This window comes from uncultured Cetobacterium sp. (assembly GCF_947072685.1).
GTDB lineage: Bacteria > Fusobacteriota > Fusobacteriia > Fusobacteriales > Fusobacteriaceae > Cetobacterium_A.
The window spans coordinates 36,487-59,049 of sequence record NZ_CAMTIK010000009.1 but is presented as its reverse complement, the minus strand read 5'-3'; the positions used below and the strand labels follow the sequence as shown (position 1 = coordinate 59,049).

Sequence of the window (22,563 nt, the reverse complement as noted above, 5' to 3'; positions counted from 1 at the left end):
CTTTATAAACCTATTTGGAATATGATAAAATATGAATAAAAAATGAGGGGGATTACAAGATGATTTTTGGGAAAATTGATGAATTAAAGTTTTATAAAGGAATTTCAAAAGGACTAGATAAAGCTATTGAAGCTATTGAAAGTGGAAATTATAAAACAGGAACAATAGGTAAAAATGAGATTGATGGAGACAATGTATTTTTTAATCTTCAGGAGTGTAAAACAAAAATATTAAATGAGTGTTTTTTTGAAGGGCATAAAAATTATATTGATATTCATTTAGTTATTAGTGGAGAAGAAGGAATTGGATATTCACTGAAAGATATTTTAAAAGAAAAAACAGAATATAATAGTGAAAGTGATTTCCAAGTTCTTGAAGGAATAGAGGAGCACCGATTTCAAATGGATGAAGAGAATTTCATAATATTTTTTCCAGATGAGCCACATATGCCTTTGATAGCTTTAAATGAAGAGCCAAAAGATTTAAGAAAGGTAGTATTTAAAATAAAATACTAATAAAGTGGATAGAGATGGAAAAGATAAATGATAAGTTATTTTTATGGATAAGTTCACTGGCTCTTTTAGGTGGTGGAATGAATGCTTTTGCAATATTGCAATTTGCTTTAACTGCAAGTCATATAACAGGAAGTATAACAAGAATTTCGACAGACTTAATATATAACAATATGCTTCATCTAGAGATAATGTTAAGTTTAGTGTGCTCATTTTTTTTAGGAGCGATAGTTTCCGGAATAATAATAGGTTCTGGAAGAGATTTTGAACTTAGAAAACGATATGGAGATACGTTTATTTTTATAGGTATCCTACTAAAGTTTATAGATTATTACATTTATGGTAAATTAATATTTGTTTTTGTGCTAGCGTTTGCACTTGGGATACAAAATGGACTTTTTATACGTTACAAAGGAATGGTTATAAGAACTACTCATATGACAGGGACAGTAACAGATCTTGGAGTTGTTATAGGCCATTATTTAAGAGGGAATAAAGATATAACTTGGAAGATAAAATATTATGCTATAAATATTTTATCTTTTATAATAGGTGGTTTAATTGTAGCTTTAGGATTTAAATATTTAGGTAGAGGAATAATAAACTACATCTCGATATCTTATATATTCAGTGGAATATATTACTTTTTATTGAGATATAAATATTATAAAATGAAAAAGTAAAAATATATAGGGGTGAAAATATGGATATAAAAACTCTTTATTTTGCGGGAATGAATTTTGATGCTTTTATGGGGACTGGAATAAAAAGTGAAAGAGATAGAATTCCTAAAAATTATTCTAGAATTGAGATGTCACAAGAGCAAATAGAAAAAATTAAATCTATAGAAAAAAAAGTTTATTTCTTAGTTTCTGGAGAACCGTGGTGCATGGATTTTCAACTGAATGTAACAGTGTTAAAAAAAATATGTGAGCTCAATGAAAAGTTTGATATGACAGTGATAACAAAAGCTAGAGGAGAAAAGTTTTTAAAACCAATATTAGGAATTGATGATTTTAAAGTTCCATTTATAGTTCCATTATCAGAAAATTTTGAAATATGTGGTGAAACATTTATGGAAAGGCCAAAAGAGGTTAAAGATCATATTTATGAAAATATAAAAATGGATTATCTAAAAGGTCAATATTTAAACTCAACAGTTCAAGATTTGATAGAGATGCTTACAAAATAATTTCAAATAAAAAAGGGGGTTTCTGCACCATTAGGTGCAGAAACCCCCTATTATTTAGTTGCTTTTTATTTTTGTAATATATACTAGCTGAATAGTTACCTCGTTTTTACTTCAGATGTAATTATTTAACTTTTTTATATTCAGCTTCTGCGGAAGCTTTTAACTTTTCCATTTGTTTATGAAGAATTTGACGATTAAAAAAATTAAATAATTTATGTAATCCCGTACCTTTTATGGTCCAAGCAGTTTGAATAAGATGAGTTTTTTCTGGAGCAATCTCGTCAAAATCATATTCAATCTTAAAATCTACCCATTTATCACCTATTTCAATTTGATACATCTTACCAACCTCATAAGACAAAACTTTTCCACAGTATTCCTCTTCCAATCCATATAATTTCAGCGTTTCTGTAAATGTAGATCCCACAACACCATCAACATCAGTATGAGTTTCATTTTTTAAACCTTGAATCCAAAGTCCATGCTTTTCATACTCTGAAATGAATTTAAAAACAAAATCTTTTGGAGCATCAATATCAATTCCTTCTACAAAAAAAGGTTTTTTTTCGTTGATAACTTTTAATTCCATAATCATCACTCCCGATTAATAATAGTAGATATATGATTATTATTAATACAAAAGCAAAATTTTCCTTTATTTTGTATCGATATTTTTAAAAATTCTATAGGTGCCAACTTTTTTAGTGATACCTATAAAATCAAAGTATTCCAAATACATGAGGGCAGCTTCGCGATTACTACCTAAAATGTTTCGAAATTCGCTCAAAGTTAGTTCAGTGTTAGACATAAAAAAAAGATTTAATCGATTTAAAGCCTCTTTAAAAAATCCTTTTAAAATATAGGTATTATTTGAAATTTCAATTAGTAAACCTTCAGAAAGTAGATAGAAAAGAATATCTTTCAATCTTTTTTTGTCGATGAAAGATGCTTCTATTTTTTTTAATTCAAGCCCCTTAAAGGCTTGATTTTTAAGAATAATTAAAAGAGTGTCTTTGATGAGACGATCATCTTTTGAAAGTTTTATTTTAAAATTTGAAAGAGAGAGAGAACCGTCTTTGATTTTAAAAGTATCTTTTGAAAGAAAAATTAGAAAATCATTAAACTCTTTCGTATTTTTGTTTAAGAAAAATTTATTTTTCAAGGTAGCTATAGAAAGTCCATGCTTTAAAGGGTTTTTTTCATGAAATAAAGATATATATTCAAAAATATGATTTTTTATTGAAGAAAGAACATCCTTATGAATAATAATATTTGAATCTTGTAAAATTAAAATATCAGTATTAAAATCCCCAAGACAATAGTTAGCATTGAGCTCTTGATTGAGCTGTGCTAGGGATATAAAACTATTTTTATGGTAAAGATATTCATTTATATCAATTTCATCTTTATTACAAAGAAGTTCTAGTTTTTTTAAATATAAGGGATTGTTTTTTTTAGTTGGCATAGCCAGTGTATTTAAAATACGAACTCCACCTAAAAGAGATGAATTTTCTAAACTTCTAATAATACCTATGTCTCCAAAATTAACAGGGATCTCTTTATCCATTATAAGTTGGAAAAAAAATGTTTTGTCAATATTATCGTGAAGATATTTTATTTTTCCAAAATACTCACCAGTAGCAATATTTAAACGAATTTTAGTGTTGTTTTTAGGAAGTATTTTTTTTGTAAGAGGAGTAAATAAAACATCTATAAGTCGAGTATTTAAAAGAGCAGGATGATTTGTTAAAAGATTTCCTCTTTCAATATCTTTAGCGTTAATATTTGTGATGTTGAATGCACATCTTTGGTGGGATGTAACTGTATCAATAGATTTACCATGAGTTTGAATTCCTTTTATACGAATCTGTACTTTACTTGGATAGAGAGTTAAAAAATCTCCTTTGGAGATACTCCCCTCGGATGTTCCACTAACAATAGTTCCAACTCCTTTAGGAGAGTATATTTTATCTATATCCAATCTAAAAAAGTTATGATTATGAGGATTAGTACGTTGGATTTTTGAGGTCTCTTCAATAATTTTTTCATAAAGAAGTGTATAAGAGGTTTCATCTTTATTTGAAACTTCAACAACTGGAAAAGATTTGAAAAATCCATCATCAAAAAAATTAGTTATATCCACTTTTAGTTGCTCAGCTTCTTCAAAAGAAACTAGATCTCTTTTGGATAGAACAATAATTCCATGATGTATTCCAAGGAGTTTAAGTATTTCTTTATGCTCCACAGTTTGAGGCATAATCCCATCATCACAGGCAATAAGGAATAGAACAAAGTCTATTCCTTTAACCCCAGCAACCATATTTTTAATAAATTTTTCATGCCCTGGGACGTCAATAATACTAAATGTTTTACCGTCCGGAGCAATGAGAGGGGCAAAACCTAAATCAATGGTCATACCTCTTTCTTTTTCCTCTTTCATGGTATCTGTATTGATATTAGTAAGGTGTTTAACCAGTGTTGTTTTTCCATGATCGATGTGTCCAGCAGTACCTATAATAATATTGTTCATATTACTCACACTCGAGGATTCGCTTAAAACTATCTACAATAATAGAGTACTCATCACTGTGGATTGTTTTCAAGTCTATAAAAAATTGATTATTTTGAATTCTACCTACAATTGGAATAGGTTGTTTTAAAAATGATTTTTCTATAAAAGAAGGATCCATATTTTTTATTAGGACACCATAGCTCTCAAGAGAGGCGTTTGGCATAGACCCACCACCAATAATAGCTTTAGTTGAGATGATTTGCCCTTCGATTCCTATTGTTTTTAAAAGAGAATTTAAAATATGGGCTCTTTCTAGAACAACATCAGTAGATTCTAAAATTCTATTGAGTGTGGGATTATTTTTTATAGCTGTACTTTCATCAACATATTGTTTAAAAATAAATTCTAAAGCACAAATTGTCATCTTACAAACTCTGAAAGCTCTTAGAAATTGATTTTTTTTCAATCTTTGTATGAGTGATTTTTTTCCAATAATAATACCGCATTGTGGACCACCAAGAAGTTTATCTCCACTAAAAGTCACAAGATCCATTCCAGAATTTAGCGATTCTAAAATAGTAGGTTCTTTTTGTAAACTGTATTTTGAAAAATCGATAAGTACTCCGCTACCTAAATCTTCCATAGATATGATGTTTTTATTTTTAGCTAAATCTGCTATCTCTTTATTGTTCACTGATTTTGTAAATCCGTCGATGTGATAGTTAGATGTGTGTACTTTTAAGAGCATAGAAGTTGTCTCATTGATAGCTTTTTCATAATCTTCAAGATGCGTTCTATTGGTTGTGCCCACCTCTATAAGATTAGCTCCAGAAAGTTCCATTATATCTGGTATTCTAAAAGAACCCCCAACTTCAACAAGTTCACCTCTAGAAATAATTACAGATGTATTTTTACTAAATTCATTTAAACATAACATAACAGCCGCTGCATTGTTGTTGACAACAAGAGCCGCTTCAGCACCAGTAACTTTAGCGATAAGAGTTTCAATATGGGAGTATCTGCTTCCTCTTTCTCCAGTGTTCAAATCAAACTCTAAGTTACTATAACCAATAAGGGAATTCTTTAAATGTTCAGCGAGTTCCTCTGAAAAAAGAGCTCTTCCTAAATTTGTATGAAGAATAGTCCCAGTACCATTAATAACTCTTTTGAATTGAAATTCTAAACTTTTATTTAATGAGGTTCTAATTTCACGTTCAATATCATCCAAAGAAAAACTTGTGATTGTGTTGTTGAGAATGTTTTTTCTAAAAAGATCGATGCTGTTATTGACAGCATCGTAGACCTCTTGATATGGTTTACCTTTAAAAAACTCTTTTTGCTCCAATGAATCTATGAGTTTATCTACTTTTGGTAGAGTTCTTAAAAGGGCTTGTTTATCTTTCATATTTTCCCCTTATCTAACAACAATATATTTACCGTTAAATTTATCAACAGTACCAATTATTGCGGATTTAATTTTTAATTGATTTAAATTTTCTATAATTTCAGATCCATATCTTCCTGGAATAGAAAATAATAAACCACCAGATGTTTGAGGGTCGAGCATAATCTCTTGTAACCATAGAGGAACAGAGGTTATGTCAACTTTATCATTTAAATAATTTCTATTTTTTTGTCCCATCGAGTTAATGTAAAATTCTTTGGCGAACTCTCTTGCAATATCGATATATGGGATAAGCTCTTGCTCTAAAGTAAAAGTTTTGTCAGACGCAACAGCCATTTCATAAGCATGTCCTAAAAATCCAAATCCTGTGATATCAGTACAAGCTGAAACTGGATAATTTTTAATTATTTCTGCAGAGTATTTATTTAGAGTTGTCATAACTTCAATCCACTCTTTTTTTACATCTTCAGAAAGAGGTTCCACTTTTGAACCAGTTGAAATAATACCTGTTCCTAGAGGCTTAGTAATAATCAAAATGTCACCTTCTTCAGAGCCGTAATTTTTTAAGACTTTATCTGGATGGATTAATCCAGTTACAGAAAGACCATACTTAATCTCTGGATCATGAATTGAGTGTCCTCCACTTAGGACAGCTCCAGACTCAACTATTTTTTCTGCTCCACCCCTTAAAATTTCACCTAAAATTTCAATATTTTCTTTTTCAGGAAAACAAACAATATTCATGGCTGTTTTAGGCTCGCCTCCCATAGCATAAACGTCACTCAAAGAGTTAGCCGCCGCAATTTGACCAAAGATATATGGGTCGTCAATCATAGGTGTGAAAAAATCTAAAGTTTGAATAAGAGCTATATCATCAGTTAATTTGTATATAGCAGCATCATCAGATTTTTCAAAACCAACGATTAAATTTTTATCTTCCACACTTGGAAGATTTTTTAATAAATTTGAAAGGACCTCCGGTCCTATTTTACTTGCTCAACCACCGATTGAACATCTATCTAATAAAAGTTTCATTTTATCCTCCTTATACAATATGAATTTGTGAAAAATGAATACAAAAATTATATCATATTTAAATATTTAATACCATAGCACCTTCTAAATTATCATTTGTGGAAACCGTGATATTATTTTTTTCTAAAACTTCCAAAAGAGTTAAAAGAATTAAATTTCCAGCAATAATAACATCAGCTCTATTGGGCTCAAGTCCGACAATCTTCTTTCGTTCCTCTAAATTTTTTGAAAGAAAAAGAGTTAGGTTTTCTTCTAGTATGGCTTTAGAAAGCGTGTAGTGGTGAATCTCTTTTTCAATAAATTTAGGAAGCTTTTTAATAATTGAAACATTGGATGTCACGGTTCCAGCAACTCCAATAATTCTAAAATGACTATTTTTAAATCGATCGAGCTCTTTAAAAAAGCCTCTCAAATAATTACGAGATGATTTTAAACTTTCCTCGCTATAATTTTCTTCTGAAAAAAACATTTCAGTTAATTTAACAACACCAATAGGAAAGCTTTTTATAAATTCAATATTTTTAAAGTCCCCAATTGTAACTTCAGTACTCCCTCCTCCAACATCAATTGTAGCTATTTTTTCACGATAGATATCTCTATTTCCATTAAAACTAAGTCTTGCTTCAGTTTCTCCAGGAATAATTAAGGTGTTTATATTAAATTTCGTTTGAATATCCCTAACAAAAATATCTCCATTGGTAGCTTCTCTCGTAGCTGAGGTAGCAAATGCGATAAGTTCACTAACCCCCATAGAATCTGCCTTTTCTTTAAAGGTTTTTATGATAGAAAAAGTTTTTTCGATAGATTCTTTAGAAAGAATACCAGTTTGATTTAAGTTTTTTCCCAATCGTGAGACATCTAAGTCCTTAAAAAGTGGGGTTATAATTTCAAGTTTGCTATCTTTTTTTTCAATTTCAGCTATAAATAGACGGCATGAATTAGTTCCAATATCAATTATACCTTTTAAAAAGCGATCTTTAAAAAAAGAGTTGACTTTTAAAATGTCTTTTTGTGAAATACTGGTATTTTCTAAAGAATCTCTTTTATCAAGAATAAAATTTATGGAGTTATTTACATTTTTTTTATCTTTTTTCATAACCTCGATAAGAGTATTTTCTTCTAAATATATTGGGTGACAATCAATATTATATAGGTTAAAAAGCTGTTTTACTTTTTGGATATATTCCTCATCTATAAAATTTAAATGTTTTGAAAGGGATAATTCAAAAATAATACCTTTTGCAACAGCTTTTCCATGAGAGATATTTTCATAATTAAAAATAGTTTCTAAAGCGTGTGCATAGGTATGACCTAGATTAAGAAAAGCTCTATTCCCTTTTTCAAATTCATCCTCTTCAACAAATATTTTTTTTATCTTACAAGATTCAAAAATCATATCTATTAAAATATGAGCTTCTAAATTTAAAATACCTGAATACTGTTTTTCTAAAAATTCAAAAAAATTAGAATTTTTAAGAATGAGTGCATGCTTTATAACTTCCCCCATTCCGGATTTAAACTCATTATCAGGAAGTGTTTTTAAAAAATTAATGTCAATAATAACTGCAATTGGTTGTTTGAAAGCACCTATTAAATTTTTTCCTAAGGGATGATTAACTGCAACTTTTCCACCAATACTAGCATCAACTTGAGCAAGCAAAGAGGTAGGAATCTGTAAAAAATTGATACCTCTCATAAATATAGAAGCGACAAATCCACCTAAGTCACAGATAACACCACCACCAAGACATACAATAAGCGAGTTTCTAGAAAAATTGTGCTCAATCAAAAATGAACATATATCCATGGCAGTATCAATATTTTTAAAAATTTCACCATCACTGATTTGATAAAGAAAAGTACTATCTTTTGGAAGAAGATCAAAAATCTTATCTTTATATGTATCACCAACAGTATTGTTAGTTAAAAGAAGTATTTTATCGTAGTTTTTGGTAAGACTATTTAGTTTTAAAATAGATTCTTGTCCAATAATTATATCGTATGAATTTATAGAAGTTTTAATATTTAATTTTTTCATTTCAAATCTCCTTAAATTTATTTGTAACTAAAGTATAATGTTTTTGACTGTAAAAATCAAATATACTAAAAAAACGTTTACATAATATGTCTAATCGTTTATAATTTGTACATAATAGCGAAAATTTGGAGGGAGAAATGAAGGGGAAAGTATTTTTATTTGTAGTTTTGAGTGCTCTGTCATTTGGAGAAGATCAAAAACATTTTATAGGAAAAGGAAATGGTTATGGTGGGGAATTAAAAGTAAAGGTGACAACAAAAGGTAGAAAAATAGAAAATATGGAGTTGGTTTCTCATAAAGAGACTTCACCTGTTATAAAAAGAGCCTTTCCACTCTTAAAAAATAGAATATTATCTGCTCAAAGTCCAATAGTAGATAGTATTTCAGGGGCGACATACTCATCTCTAGGAATAAAAAGAGCAGTGGCCGAAGCATTAAAATCAAATGGTCAAGATTTTGGACGAATAACGATAAAAACATCTTTGCCAGAGCAACCATATGCTAATTTGGCACCTATAGATACAGATATAGTAATTGTAGGCGCAGGTCCAGCAGGGTTAGCGGCTGCTATATCAGCAAAAGAAGCCGGTGTAAAAAATATAATTTTAATTGAAAAATTAGATATACTGAGTGGAAATGGAAAATTTGATATGAATTTTTTTGATATTATAAACACAGAAGCTCAAAAGAAGAATGGAATATTTGATAGTGTCGACGCTTTTGTAAAAGATAAAAAAAATAAAATGGATACTTTAGAAAGAACACAAGCACAAGCAGAAGGAGCTTTTAAACTAGACACTTGGCTTAGAAAAATGGGAATAGAATTAAATTATAATTATGGTTTAAGAAATCATATGGCTGAAAAGGACGCTTATGCCGGAGAAGAGATTCAAGACGGGTTGGAAAAAAAGGTTGAAGAGTTGGGGATAGACGTAAGAACAGGTACTAAGGGACTTGATTTAATAATGAGTGATGGTATAGTAACAGGAGTAAAAGTTCAAAATAAAAATAATTTTTATGATATCAATGCAAAAGCAGTTATATTGACAACTGGTGGATTTTCTCACAATAAAGAGTTGCTAGCAAAATATATACCGGGATCAGAGACAATAGCAACTTCAAATCAAATGTCTGCAACTGGAGATTTTTTACCAATATTTGAGAAACATAACTTAAAAGTTGAAAATTTGGATATTTTAAGCATATTCTCATTTATTATGGTTCCTAGCAGAGATTTGACTGGCGGAGGAAGTGATTATGTTCTTGTAAATCAAGAGGGCGAAGTTTTTTTAAAGGAAAATCCTACAAGTATGGAGAGGGCAAAATCTATAGAATCTCAAACAGGTGGTTATGCTTATTATATTTATGATCAAACTCTTTATGAATCATATTATCGTTTACAAAAACATAATAAATTAGGGTTACACTTAAAGGCGGATACTTTAGAAGAACTTTCTAAAAAGATAAATGTGCCGTATGACAAGCTAAAGTTGGTAACAAAAACTTTAAGAGCTGAAGGGCCATATTATGGAGCAAAGGTACAATCAGCTATACATATGACAAAGGGTGGAGTCGTAGCTGATGAAAATACTCAAGTTTTGAATAATAAAGGTGAAAAAGTAAAAGGTTTATATGCGGCCGGAGAGGTAACAAATACAAGTGCAGCATACAGTGCAGCCGTAGTATTTGGACGTATAGCGGGAGAAAAGGCAGCACAAGAGATAAAGTGATAGCTTGAAGGGAGTAGACTCTCCCTTTTTTCATTTACATATCATAAGAAATGTGTTATTTTATAGAAAATGGGAAATTTAATAGGAGGGTATTTATGGAAGGGATAAAAACATTTATATTGATGCTAGGAATGACATTATTGTTGATGTTTATAGGCGGAGCTGTGGGTGGAAAAACAGGGATGACAATAGCTTTAGTATTTGCGGGTGTTATGAATTTTATTTCATATTGGTTTAGTGATAAAATAGTTTTGTCAATGTATAAAGCTCAAGAATTACCTACAAATCATAAAGTTTATGGGATTACAAAAAAATTGACTGAAAATGCAGGGCTTCCAATGCCGAAAGTATATATAATAAATGAGAGCCAACCGAATGCATTTGCTACGGGTAGAAATCCGCACCATGCAGCTGTGGCAGTTACCAGAGGTCTTGTAGAACTTATGGATGACAATGAGTTAGCAGGCGTTATAGGACATGAATTAGGACATGTTTCACACAGAGATATACTCATTCAAACAGTTGCCGCAACTTTGGCTGGGGCAATAGCATATCTTGCAAATATGGCTAAATGGGCAGCAATATTTGGTGGTGGAAGAAGAGATGAGGACGATAATAGGGGTGGTATTTTAGGATTGTTAGCAATAACTATATTTGCTCCTTTAGCTGCAATGATTATCCAGATGGCTATTTCAAGAAGCAGAGAATATAAAGCAGATAATTTTGGTGCAAAAGTGAGCGGGAATCCAAGATATTTGGCGAATGCATTAAGAAAATTGGAGACATATTCGACAAGAATCCCTATGGACGCAGTTCCATCAACTGAAAATATGTTTATAGTATCACCGCTGGCAGGAAGTAAAATGGCAAATCTATTCAGTACACATCCGAGTACGGCAGAAAGAATAAAAAAATTGGAAGAGATGAATTAAAATATAAATTTTATAAAAAAGTCTGTAAAAGTAGCCAATTACAGACTTTTTTCATTATTTATAAAATCGGAGAAAAGTTTGACAGGATTTTAGAATTGTTATATACTTGCCTTAGTATATTAAGGCGGTGTAGAATAGATGGACTGGAAAAAATTAGAACTAGAGGATAGAAATATTATTCAAGAGTATCTGGATGGAAAATTTGAAACTTCTGATTTAAATTTTAGTAATATATTTTTGTGGAGTATCAGTGAAGATATGCAGTATAGAATAATGGATGATATTTTATATATAAAAGGGAGCTATGAAGGAAATGATTATTATTTTTGTCCAGTATCTAAAGAGGATAGAAAAGATAGCATAATAGAAGCTATTAAAAAGATAAAAAAGGAAAATAAAGAGATAGTTTTTATACCTGAAAAATACGCTGAATTTTTACAAAGAGATGTTCAGTTGATTGAAAAAAGAAGTTCTTTTGATTACGTATATTTACAAGAGGATTTAGCAGAGCTTAAAGGAAGAAAATTTTCTTCTAAAAAAAATAAAATAAATAAATTTATAAGAACATATAGCTATACGTATGAAAAAATTTCTAAACTAAATATTGAGGAGATTCGAATTTTTCAAAGAGAATGGACAAAAAATAGGAAGCAGGATAAAATAATTATATCTGAAACTATGGGAATAGAAGCTCTTTTAGATAACTATGAAGCGCTTGGTTTGAGAGGTGGAATAATAAGGGTTGAGGGGGAAATAGTAGCATATGCTTTTGGAGAAAAGCTTACTGAAAATATGGCAGTTATACATATAGAAAAAGGGAATAATGAATATCAAGGAAGTTATCAAATGATAAATAAATATGTAGCAAAAGAGGAATTTTTTGATGTTAAATATATAAACAGAGAAGATGATTTTGGAAGTGAAGGACTAAGAGAAGCTAAGTTGTCGTACCAACCAATTATATTATTAAAAAAATACAACATATAGGAGGAGTTAGATGTTTAAAGTTATCAGTAAAATAGAAAAATCATATGATCTTAATGTAGTAATGTATTTTGAAAATCAGATGAAAATATGTGAGCATATTTCAGCTGGAAATAAAAAATTAATTGAAAAGTTAATAGTAAAAAAAGAGTTTGTTGGAAAAAAAGGAGATTCTTTAAAAATTGAATTTTTAGAGGAGGAGCACTTAGTTTCAATGTTATTTATTGGAATGGGAAAAGAAGAAGAGTTTAATGAGGATATATATAGAGAAATAATTTTTGAAAATCTATCAAAAGAAAAAGGATCGATATTGATCTCTTCAGATAATGAAAAACTTTCAAATTATGAACTTTTAGCTGAGATAGTTGGAAATATAAACTATAGTTTTGATGAGTTTAAAACAAAAAAAGAAAAAACTATTGAAGTAGAGTTGTTTTTAATTAAAAATGTGAATAATTTAGATGAAATAATAAGTTTAGTTGATTCAACAGATATAGCAAAAAAATTGGTGGACTTACCTGCTAATATTATAAATCCAAAAAGTTTATCTGAAAAAGTTTCGGAGTTAGGAAAAAAATATGGATTTGAAGTTGAAATTATAGATGAAAAAGGTATTGAAAAATTGGAGATGAATTTGTTACTAGCAGTTGGAAGATCCTCAATAATAAAATCAAAATTGATAGTTATGAGATATTTAGTTGATGACTCATCTGAAGAAAAGATAGGTTTGATAGGAAAGGGCTTAACTTATGACACCGGAGGGCTTTGTACAAAATCTCCAGATTCAATGTTTGATATGAAGACGGATATGGCTGGGGCAGCAGCGGTGATAGGTGCAATGTGTGCTGTTGCCAAGAATAAATTAGACAAAAATGTTATCGCGATTGTTCCAGCATGTGAGAATGCAATAGACGGAAATGCCTATAGACCAGGGGATATTATAAAATCTATGAATGGGAAAAGTGTTGAAATTATAAATACAGATGCAGAAGGAAGATTGGTTTTAGCAGATGCAATTACTTATGCTATTAGAAATGAAAAAGTTACTGAAATAGTTGATGTAGCAACGTTGACAGGAGCTGTATTAGTAGCTTTAGGAACAATTACAACGGGAGTATTTTCAACTTGTGATGAAAGATATATTTGTTTGGAGAATGCAAGTGTAAAATATGGTGAAAAAATTTGGAGAATGCCTTTGTTTGAAGAGTATAATGAGTTCTTAAAATCAACAGTAGCGGATGTAAAGCATACTGGTGGAAGAATGGGTGGCGCTATCACAGCAGCTAAATTTTTACAAGGATTTACAGAAGGATTACCGTGGATTCATATGGATATAGCAGGAACATCATATAATTCAGGAGTTAAATGGAATAAAAAAGGTGCTACTGGAGTTGGAGTAAAAGCATTATACACTTATATAAAAAATAGATAAAATAAAAGGTGAGAGTTTCTCGCCTTTTATTTTTAAATGTGGGAGGGAATAAAGTTATGGAGAAGAACGATAAATTCAAAAGCTTGTGGAAAGAACTATTCAATGATGAAACAGAATATATAACATGGTATTTTGAAAATATATATCAAGAGAAAACTACAAGATATTTGGTGGAAGAAGAAGAGGTTTTAGGGATGATGTTTGAGAATAAATACGATGTATCAATAGGTAAGGAATGGTTTTCGAGCAGATACCTTGTTGGTGTCGGAGTTGCTCCTCATAGAAGAGGAGAGGGGATTATGAAGAAATTACTTTTAGAGTGTTTGGAAGAATCTAGGCGAAAAGGGGAGGAGTTTATATATTTAACACCTGTAGACAATCAAATATATCGAAATTTTGGATTTGTTTATATTTCCAGCATTTGTCAGTATAGTATTGAATTTGAAAAGATGGAGGAGTTTAAAAAAACTTGTAAAATTCAAAAAATATCGAAAAAAAATTGTAGTGATATAATTTTAGATGAAATTGTAAAATTTTATAAAGAGATATCAAAAGATTATTTTGTTAAGGTCAGAAGAGGTAGAGATGTATATAAAAAAATATTTTCTGAATTGTTTTGTGAGGACGGGGAAGCTTATGTATCTAGAGATATTAATGGATTGATAAATGGATATATATTTGTTTTGAAAAATAGAGATATAGTTATAAAAGAGTTGTTTTTTAAAGATAGTAAGTGCTTGAGTTCATTATTTTCTATAATATATGGATATAAAAATTACTATTCCAAAATAAAAATAATTTGTGCAGAAGATTTATGCTTAGAGGATTATTTTAAAAGTGATAAAAATATTGTGAAAATTGTAAAGAATAAAGTTCAAGCAAGAATTACAAGTATAGAAAAATCTTTGTTGAGGCTTTCTAAAAACATTTCAAATGATGAGAGTTTTAAAATGTTTGTAACAGATGAGGTTATAAAAGAGAATGAGGGTGTTTATCAAATAAAAAAAGGAGTGGTAGAAAAGATAGAGTCAGAATATGATATAGAGATAAACATAGCCGATCTTACAGATTTAATTTATGGATTTAGAGATATGAGTTCTGTGGTAAAAAAGGATAAAATTAGATTTAATAATGAAAATATTAGAGAAAAGTTAGAGAAAATATTTATAAAAAAAGTAAATTATTTTAATCAAGATTTTTAAAACTTGCATGAACCTATAAAGTTATTAGAGCAGGAGGATAAAATGAACTTTAATAAAAATAATGGATATAAAAAAAACACTATAGATTTTTTTAATAGAGTAGCCGAAAAAAAGCATGGGGATTCATATAAACACTATAAAACTGTTCTATCTTGGATTGATTATAAAACAGAAAAAAGAATATTAGATTTAGGGTGTGGGAAAGGTGAACTTTTAAAAGAGGTCGACAAAATGCTAGGCTCTCATGAAGGAGATATACAATACAAAATTGTAGGATTGGATATTTCTATGAATATGATAGAGAAAGCTAAAAAAAATAATAAAAATATAGAGTTCATAGTCGGAGATTCTCAAAATCTTCCTTTTAAAGATAATGATTTTAAAGTTATAATTTGTTTGAATTCTTTTCATCACTATGAAAATCCAGAGAAGGTAGTGAAAGAGATGTACAGAGTTTTAGAAAAAGGTGGGAATATAATTCTAGGTGAAATTAATCTATTTAAACTTTTGAAAAAATTAGTTAACAAGATACTTCCTTATACTACAAACGGGGATGTAAAAATATATTCTTCTGATGAAATAAAACAAATGTTTATCCATGAGGGGTTTATATTTGTAAAAGATAAGTTTATTTTTCCAAGCCTAAAAGTATATCTTTTAAAAAAACCATTATAAATCATAAATATTTATGATTTATAATGGTTTTGTTTTTAAAAAGAACTTTGAGATTTAATAAGTTTTTTCATTTGTTCTTCGTTCATAGCTCCAGGAATAGAGGCTTTAATTTGGCCATCTGCTCCAATTATAACAGTTGTTGGATAAGCTCTTATTTTAAAGTTTTCAAAATACTTTCCAGTTTTATCAAAAACAGTAGGGAATGTATAATTACCGTTTTTTATAAATTTTTTGATTTGATTGATATCTTTATCTTGACCATAGGGATTTTCTTCCGTTACAGGATTTGTTATTCCAAGAATAATAATGTCTTTTTCATTACTACCGAAATCTTTATAAATTTTCTCTATATATGGCATTTCCTCCTTACAAGGTGGGCACCAAGTAGCCCAGAAATTTAAAAAAATAGTTTTCCCTTTATAATCTGATAAAACATGCTCTTTTCCAAATTGGTCAAAAAGTTTATAGCTGTCTGAATTAAATGTTGCTTCTTGTTGAGTTCCAACTTTGACATTGTTTGTTGAAGAAACAAGATAAGTTGAAAGTTTATTAGTGTACCCTAAAAAAGTTAACAAACCTATAGTGATTAAAAGAATACCGCCAATTTTAGAGGTATACTTAAGAAACTTTTGCTTAGCTTTAAAAAAGTTTAATAATCTTGTTGTAAAAATCCCAATTAATAAAAATGGAATTATAAAACCTAAAGAATATATTAAAATTAAAAAGTTACCAATAAGTTTATTTGAAACACTACTTGATAAAATAAGGACCGAGGAAAGAATTGGTCCAACACATGGTGTCCATGCAAAACTGAATGTGAATCCTGTTATAAAAGCAATCAGAGGATTGATTGGTTTTTCACTATAATTTAACCTCATATCTCTTTGTAAAAAATTTAATTTTAAGAGGTTTAGTTGAAATAAACCAAGGAGAATAATAATCACGCCTCCAATTTTAGAAAAAATATCTTTCTGTGTAAAAATAATATCTCCTAATGTTGTGAATGATATTCCTAAAATAAAAAAAGATACACATATCCCTAAAGTGAAGAAAAGGGTATGAAGAAAAACTTTTTTTTGATCATAAAAAATATTGCCATAACAATCTGTTTTTTTTCCACTTCCAGCTAAATATCCAAAATAAATTGGAATTATTGGGATTATACATGGAGAGAAGAAGGATAAGATTCCACCTAAAAAAGTTAATATATAAAATAAAATCCCTATTTCCATTTTTGAGCTCCTTTAAATTTAATTTTCTTTTTAAGTAAGAATACAACATATTTTTTATAAAATCAATTTAAATTATCTATAATATCATAAATAGATTTATTTAATAATATTAGGTGGGAAGATTAGCCTATTTTTCTTGACGCTTGTAATATCTGAGTGATATAATCAGTTGGAAATATTTTAGGAGGTGAGGACTTTGAAATGAAATAACTGACTGTTTATAGCTTTTAGGTTAAAGGCTAATTGGTTATACTGTATTTTAGGTAAAGTGCTGCCTAGGAAAAATATATTAGGAGATTTAGATGAAAAAAATACTGTTTTTAATGTTTACAATGTCTGTATTAATATTTGGTAAAGATATTGATACAAAAGAGGTTTTAAAAAGATTAAATAATTCTGATTGGATTATTGTCGATACAAGGGATACAAATGAGTATAATGGGTGGGATCTTTCAAATTTAGGAGTTAATGGACATATCAAAGGAGCAACAGACTTTTCGTATAAATGGTTAGATAAAGAAAACTTGAATGAAGCGAATAGCAAAATATTAAAAGAAAGAGTTTCATTGAAGGGGATAACACCTGAAAAAAATATAATTTTATATAATGTTGATAAAAATAAATCTAAAATTGTTGCAAACTATTTAAGTAAATTAGGAATAAAAAATATCTATTTTTATAATTTAAATTCAAATGAAGAGTATAAATCCCTTCCTTTTGAGAGTTATAAAAATTATGAAATATTAGTACCTGCAAGTTGGGTTAAATCAGCTTTAGATAAAAAATCAGCAAAAATCTTTGAGGTATCTTGGGGAAGTTTAGCAAATGCAGTAATATATTTAGCAGGACATATTCCAGAAGCTCCTCATATAAATACCGATAGTATTGAGCCGCCACCGAAATGGATGATAAACAGTGATGAAAATTTAATAAAATTTGCTGAAAGCATGGGGATAGCTAAAGAGGATACAATAATTCTCTACGGAGATAATGTAATGGCTTCATATAGATTAGCGGTTATATTAAAATATATCGGTGTCAAAGATGTAAGAGTGTTAAATGGTGGGTTATCTGCTTGGCAAAAGGAAGGGTATAAAGTGGATATAGGGAATGTAAATCCTAAGCCTATTGAAAGCTTTGGATCTAAAATACCATTGAATAAAAAGTTGATAATAGATATTGCTGAAACTAAAAATGTGCTATCTGATAATCAGAAGAGTAAAGTATTGGTGGACATAAGATCTTATAATGAGAGGATAGGAAAAGAATCAGGGTATTCTTACATGGATAGAAAAGGTAGAATTTCGGGAAGTGTTTGGGGAAACTCAGGAACAACTTCGGTAACATTAGAAAATTATAGGAACATAGACAATACAATGAGAAATGGATATGAAATTTTTGATATGTGGGAAAAGTTAGGAATAGATTCAAACAAGGAGTTAACTTTTTTCTGTGGTTCTGGTTGGAGAGCGGCAGAGGTGCTATTTTATTCAGAAGTTATGGGGAAAGAGAGGAATTCCTTGTACTCTAATGGATGGATGGAATGGAGTGAGGATAAAAATAATTTGATAGAAAAAGGAATAGAATAAAATTAACCTCTGGTTTATTGAGAGTTTCAGTTCAATAAATCAGAGGTTTTATTATGGAAAAAATTATTTTTCCATATAGAAGATAACATTCATACTTGCAGTTACATCAATATTATTAGGGATAGTCACAGGAATTGTGGCGTCACCCATTTTAGCATTAGAAGCGAAGACATATCCCAGTGGTCTAGGTGTTGAAAAGTTTAAGTTAATATCTTTTGGTGTGATACTAAATTTATCAATCCCGGCAATTAGTTGGGCTTTAGATTTTGCATCCTCATAGGCTAAAACATAGGCCTTATCCTCTAGTTCTTTTCGATCGGCAATATAGAAATTGACTTCACCGATATTATTAACTCCACCATTGTTAAGAGCTGTTAAAATTTTACCAGTATTTTCCAAATCATCACTTGTAATAATAATCTGATTTTTAACAAAATATTTCATTTCATTTTCTTTGGTATTGTAGTCATTTCTAAAATTAAGAGAGTAGTTTTCTGTCTTTATATTTTTATCTTTCAGTCCCTCTTTTTTCAGTAGCTTAATGGCATTATTTATAATATTTGTATTTTCAGAGATCGCTTTTTCAGAGTTTGGATTTGTTGTTTCTACAGAGGCGATGATACTAAGCATATCAGGCTTTCCGGTAACAGTTCCACTTCCAGTGACAGCGATTGTAGGTGTGTCATTCCCTAAACAGATTGTAGATAGCAATACAGAGATAACTCCAATTGTTTTTTTCATAATAAACCTCCTAAAATTTTTTTAATATCAATGTACTAAGTGGCAGTTTAGGTACATAGTGAGTGGATGTATGCACATCTCTATGATACTTTAAATTAGTTACATTTCCTTCTGTAATAATGACTTTATCAGTAGATTTCCCTAAAGCTATTAAAAGTTGTGGAACATATATTTCTAAATCTAAATCAAGGGTATTGGAAACATCTGCTTTATTAAAAGAAGCGATTAAGCAGCCTCCAAAACCAAGGTCGGTAGCTTTTAAAAGAATATTTTGAGAAGCTATCCCAATATCAATTCCAAGGGAAATAGGTGAAAGAGGGGAGTCTTTCAGACTACTAACTAAAATGTATGCTCTTGGACTTTCTTCAGAAGTAGGACTCCAAGGAATAGCACCTGCCCAAGCAGTGTGAGGAAATATTTTTTGACATAGACTTTCAGAGTTAACAAGAGTAAAACGAAGAGTTTGACTATTCCTAGCAGAACCTCCAAAACGAGCAGCATTAACCATACTCTCTAGGTTTTCGAAACCTATTTTAGTGGAATCAAAACTTCTATGGGATCGAGTTTTTGTGAATAGATTATCTAACATATTTTTTAACCTCCTTTAATTGTTTTAAATCAATACTACTTCATAAAAACTAAAAAGTCAATCAAAGTAAGAGGAAAAAGTAGACAATTGTTGTAACTTATTATAAAATAAGTTGTTAAACTGAAATAACAGAACAAAAAGGGAGGACTGTATGGAATTTGTATACGATCGTAAAAAGACAGCAGTAATATATAAAGATAGAGAATATTCATATGCTGAAATAATAAAAATAGCAAAAGTATATTCAGGTTTGTTAAAAATAGAAAGTGGTGATAGAGTTTCTATTTTTATGGAAAACAGAGTTGAATACATAGGCTCAATATTAGGGGTGTGGGATAAAAAAGGTACATGTACGAATTTAGATGCAAGTTATAGTGTAGAGCAGCTGGTTTATGTATTTAAAGATTCATTCCCGAAATACATAATAACGTCCAATGAAACTGTTGAAGTTGTTAAAGAAGCTAAAAGAGTTGCACAATCAGCAATAGAGATATTGAATGTGGATGAAATAGATATACCGACTGATATTTTAATAGAGAAATATTCAATAGAGATTCCGGATGAAAATAGTGTAGCAGTAATGCTTTATACATCAGGAACAACTGGAAATCCTAAAGGAGTAATGTTGACATTTGATAATCTTATGTCAAATGTTCAGGGGGTAGAGGAGATAAAACTTGTAACTGAGGCGGACAGTGTGCTTGCAATGTTACCATTCCATCATGTTTTACCTTTAGTATTAACATTGTTAATGCCGTTACATTTTGGATGTTTAATTGTTATTTTAGAAGAGTTATCTTCAGAAGCGATAAAAAGAAATTTACAAAAGTATAAAATAAGTGTAGTTATAGGGGTTCCAAGAGTTTGGGAGATGTTTCATAAAGGAATTATGGGGAAAATAAAAGCAAGTCCTGTAAGTTTAAAAATGTTTAAACTATGTAAAAAAATAAACAGTAAGAGTTTAAGTAAAGTTATTTTCAAAAAAATTCATGAAGGATTTGGAGGAAATATAAGAATTCTAGTTTCAGGTGGAGCAAAGTTAGAACAAGAAATTTGTGAAGATTTTAGTACTTTTGGAATGAATATGTTAGAGGGTTATGGACTTACAGAAACGTCACCAATAATATCGTTCAATAGACCGGGAGACATAATCCCAGGAACGGTAGGAGTTCCACTGCCAGGTGTGACAGTGAAGTTAAAAGAGGATGGAGAAATAGTTGTAAAAGGTAGAAATGTTATGAAGGGTTATTATAATAAACCAGAAGCGACAGCTGAAGCAATAGATAAAGAAGGTTGGTTCCATACAGGAGATTTGGGGCAATTTGATGGAGATCACATAAGAATAATTGGAAGAAAAAAAGAGATGATAGTTCTTTCGAATGGAAAAAATATAAATCCTGCCGATGTTGAAGCTGAAATAATGAAAGGGACAGACTTGATACAAGAGGTTGCAGTGGCAGAACACGAAAATCATTTAGTAGCTCTAGTTTTTCCAGATTTTAAAGTATTGGAGCAAAAGAAAATTGTAAATGCTAAAGAAGCTATAAAATGGGAAGTTATTGATAAATATAATGTAACTGCTCCAAAATATAGAAAAATTTTAGATATAATTATATTGAAAGAGGAGCTACCAAAAACAAAATTGGGAAAACTTAGAAGATTTATGTTAAAAGATCTGATAAAAGGGATTTCAACAGTGAGTGATGAGGGGAGTATAGAGAGAAAAATAGTAGAGAAAAAAGTTTCAACTTCACCAGAAGTGAACTCAGAAGAGTTTAAAGAGATAACTAAGTTCATACTAACACTTCATGATGGAATAGATATAATTCCTGAATCTCATTTAGAAATTGATTTAGGGCTAGATTCACTTGATATAGTTGAAATTATAACTTTTGTAGAAAATACATTTGGTGTTGAAATTCATGAGGAAGATTTTTCAAAAATCAAAACTGTGGAAACACTTTGTCAATATATAAGAGAAAAAGGTGGGAATTTTGAAGAACAAGAGATAAATTGGCAAAAAATATTTTCTGAGCCAGTTGAAGTAAAAATGCCATCATCTAGATATGTTGGATTTATAACAGGATTATTAAAACCAGTTTTCTCAACATATATAAAATTAGAAAAAAATACAGCAAAATTAGAGGAAAAATCACCAGTTATTTTCGTAGGGAATCATCAAAGTATGTTAGATGCATTTGCATTTGGGCAAGCTCTCCCTAAAGAGTTTTTAAAAAATACATATTTTTTAGCTATAAATATCCATTTTGAAGGAGCTTTAAAGAAACATATAGCAGAAAATGGGAATTTAATATTGGTGGATATCAATAAAAATTTAAAGGAAACTTTAAAAATATCAGCGCAAGTGTTGAAAGAGGGCAAAAATTTAGTGATATTCCCAGAAGGGGCAAGAACAAGAGATGGAGAAATACAAGAATTTAAGAAAACATTTGGAATTTTATCAAAAGAATTAAACATTCCAGTTGTTCCATTCGCAGTAAAAGGTGCTTACGATTTGATGCCGTACGGAAGTTCATATCCAAAATCAGGGAAAATGAGTATAACATTCTTAGATAAAATAGAACCAAAAGATATGACAGTAGAACAGATTGTTGAAAAATCTAAAGATGAAATTTTTAGTATTTTAAACAGATAAAAATCTAAAAAGCTATGATATGATTATATCATAGCTTTTTTCATCAACTCACATTGTTGAAATAATAACGCAATTATGATATAATCAAACTAAAGATTAAGAAAACA

The 22,563-nt window shown here is 29.7% G+C and carries 19 protein-coding genes; 11 read left to right on the top strand and 8 right to left on the bottom strand.

Features of this window, described 5'->3' with window-relative positions:
- Window positions 1-59 precede the first annotated feature (59 nt).
- From Q0V67_RS04830 to Q0V67_RS04820, 3 genes are read left to right on the top strand one after another with little or no spacing between them, the layout of a single operon-like run.
- Complete coding sequence (locus Q0V67_RS04830) at window positions 60-515, top strand: YhcH/YjgK/YiaL family protein (protein WP_297597567.1); 456 nt, start codon at window positions 60-62, stop codon at window positions 513-515.
- A gap of 14 nt (window positions 516-529) precedes the next feature.
- Window positions 530-1,195 carry a YoaK family protein gene (locus Q0V67_RS04825; RefSeq protein ID WP_297597566.1) on the top strand — a complete coding sequence of 222 codons (666 nt, stop codon included), beginning with the start codon at window positions 530-532 and terminating at the stop codon, window positions 1,193-1,195.
- Between the two features lie 20 nt (window positions 1,196-1,215).
- The gene (locus Q0V67_RS04820; RefSeq protein WP_297597565.1) at window positions 1,216-1,704 is read left to right on the top strand and encodes a thioredoxin family protein; all 489 of its coding nucleotides are present in this window, start codon (window positions 1,216-1,218) and stop codon (window positions 1,702-1,704) included.
- A 121-nt stretch (window positions 1,705-1,825) separates the two neighbouring features.
- Here Q0V67_RS04820 and Q0V67_RS04815 read toward each other — a convergent pair whose 3' ends face one another.
- From Q0V67_RS04815 to aroB, 5 genes are all read right to left on the bottom strand, one after another.
- Window positions 1,826-2,293, bottom strand: coding sequence for an SRPBCC family protein (locus Q0V67_RS04815; RefSeq protein WP_297597563.1), 468 nt, complete (start codon window positions 2,291-2,293; stop codon window positions 1,826-1,828).
- 66 nt (window positions 2,294-2,359) lie between these two features.
- The gene (gene selB / locus Q0V67_RS04810) at window positions 2,360-4,234 is read right to left on the bottom strand and encodes a selenocysteine-specific translation elongation factor (protein ID WP_297597561.1); all 1,875 of its coding nucleotides are present in this window, start codon (window positions 4,232-4,234) and stop codon (window positions 2,360-2,362) included.
- Window position 4,235: 1 nt separating this feature from the next.
- Complete coding sequence (gene selA, locus Q0V67_RS04805; RefSeq protein ID WP_297597559.1) at window positions 4,236-5,621, bottom strand: L-seryl-tRNA(Sec) selenium transferase; 1,386 nt, start codon at window positions 5,619-5,621, stop codon at window positions 4,236-4,238.
- Window positions 5,622-5,630: 9 nt separating this feature from the next.
- The gene (selD, locus tag Q0V67_RS04800; RefSeq protein ID WP_297597557.1) at window positions 5,631-6,656 is read right to left on the bottom strand and encodes a selenide, water dikinase SelD; all 1,026 of its coding nucleotides are present in this window, start codon (window positions 6,654-6,656) and stop codon (window positions 5,631-5,633) included.
- A 58-nt stretch (window positions 6,657-6,714) separates the two neighbouring features.
- Window positions 6,715-8,694: a 3-dehydroquinate synthase gene (aroB, locus tag Q0V67_RS04795; protein ID WP_297597554.1), complete on the bottom strand. Its 1,980-nt coding sequence runs from the start codon at window positions 8,692-8,694 to the stop codon at window positions 6,715-6,717.
- A gap of 137 nt (window positions 8,695-8,831) precedes the next feature.
- Here aroB and Q0V67_RS04790 point away from each other — a divergent pair, with 137 nt between their 5' ends.
- The 6 genes from Q0V67_RS04790 (at window position 8,832) to Q0V67_RS04765 (ending at window position 15,649) form a co-directional block, all read left to right on the top strand.
- Window positions 8,832-10,424, top strand: a complete 1,593-nt coding sequence (locus tag Q0V67_RS04790) for an FAD-binding protein (protein ID WP_297597551.1) — start codon at window positions 8,832-8,834, stop codon at window positions 10,422-10,424.
- Between the two features lie 95 nt (window positions 10,425-10,519).
- A complete protein-coding gene (gene htpX, locus Q0V67_RS04785) occupies window positions 10,520-11,356 on the top strand; it encodes a zinc metalloprotease HtpX (RefSeq protein WP_297597548.1) in 837 nt (278 codons plus the stop codon).
- Between the two features lie 138 nt (window positions 11,357-11,494).
- Window positions 11,495-12,343 carry a phosphatidylglycerol lysyltransferase domain-containing protein gene (locus Q0V67_RS04780; RefSeq protein WP_297597547.1) on the top strand — a complete coding sequence of 283 codons (849 nt, stop codon included), beginning with the start codon at window positions 11,495-11,497 and terminating at the stop codon, window positions 12,341-12,343.
- A gap of 10 nt (window positions 12,344-12,353) precedes the next feature.
- Window positions 12,354-13,772, top strand: coding sequence for a leucyl aminopeptidase (locus Q0V67_RS04775; RefSeq protein WP_297597544.1), 1,419 nt, complete (start codon window positions 12,354-12,356; stop codon window positions 13,770-13,772).
- Between the two features lie 56 nt (window positions 13,773-13,828).
- Window positions 13,829-14,974, top strand: coding sequence for a GNAT family N-acetyltransferase (locus Q0V67_RS04770; protein ID WP_297597542.1), 1,146 nt, complete (start codon window positions 13,829-13,831; stop codon window positions 14,972-14,974).
- A gap of 42 nt (window positions 14,975-15,016) precedes the next feature.
- Window positions 15,017-15,649: a class I SAM-dependent methyltransferase gene (locus Q0V67_RS04765; protein ID WP_297597539.1), complete on the top strand. Its 633-nt coding sequence runs from the start codon at window positions 15,017-15,019 to the stop codon at window positions 15,647-15,649.
- A gap of 35 nt (window positions 15,650-15,684) precedes the next feature.
- On the opposite strand, the gene Q0V67_RS04760 is transcribed toward Q0V67_RS04765, so the two are convergent.
- Window positions 15,685-16,881: a cytochrome c biogenesis protein/redoxin gene (locus Q0V67_RS04760; RefSeq protein ID WP_297597537.1), complete on the bottom strand. Its 1,197-nt coding sequence runs from the start codon at window positions 16,879-16,881 to the stop codon at window positions 15,685-15,687.
- A 302-nt stretch (window positions 16,882-17,183) separates the two neighbouring features.
- On the opposite strand from Q0V67_RS04760, the gene Q0V67_RS04755 reads away from it, so the two are divergent.
- Window positions 17,184-18,470, top strand: coding sequence for a rhodanese-like domain-containing protein (locus tag Q0V67_RS04755; RefSeq protein WP_297597535.1), 1,287 nt, complete (start codon window positions 17,184-17,186; stop codon window positions 18,468-18,470).
- Between the two features lie 63 nt (window positions 18,471-18,533).
- On the opposite strand, the gene Q0V67_RS04750 is transcribed toward Q0V67_RS04755, so the two are convergent.
- Together Q0V67_RS04750 and Q0V67_RS04745 are read right to left on the bottom strand one after the other, a co-directional pair.
- Window positions 18,534-19,211 carry an SIMPL domain-containing protein gene (locus Q0V67_RS04750; protein ID WP_297597533.1) on the bottom strand — a complete coding sequence of 226 codons (678 nt, stop codon included), beginning with the start codon at window positions 19,209-19,211 and terminating at the stop codon, window positions 18,534-18,536.
- A 10-nt stretch (window positions 19,212-19,221) separates the two neighbouring features.
- The gene (locus Q0V67_RS04745; RefSeq protein ID WP_297597531.1) at window positions 19,222-19,800 is read right to left on the bottom strand and encodes a nitroreductase family protein; all 579 of its coding nucleotides are present in this window, start codon (window positions 19,798-19,800) and stop codon (window positions 19,222-19,224) included.
- A 151-nt stretch (window positions 19,801-19,951) separates the two neighbouring features.
- Between Q0V67_RS04745 and Q0V67_RS04740 the strand changes: the two genes are divergently transcribed.
- Complete coding sequence (locus Q0V67_RS04740; protein WP_297597529.1) at window positions 19,952-22,456, top strand: AMP-binding protein; 2,505 nt, start codon at window positions 19,952-19,954, stop codon at window positions 22,454-22,456.
- Window positions 22,457-22,563: the final 107 nt, after the last annotated feature.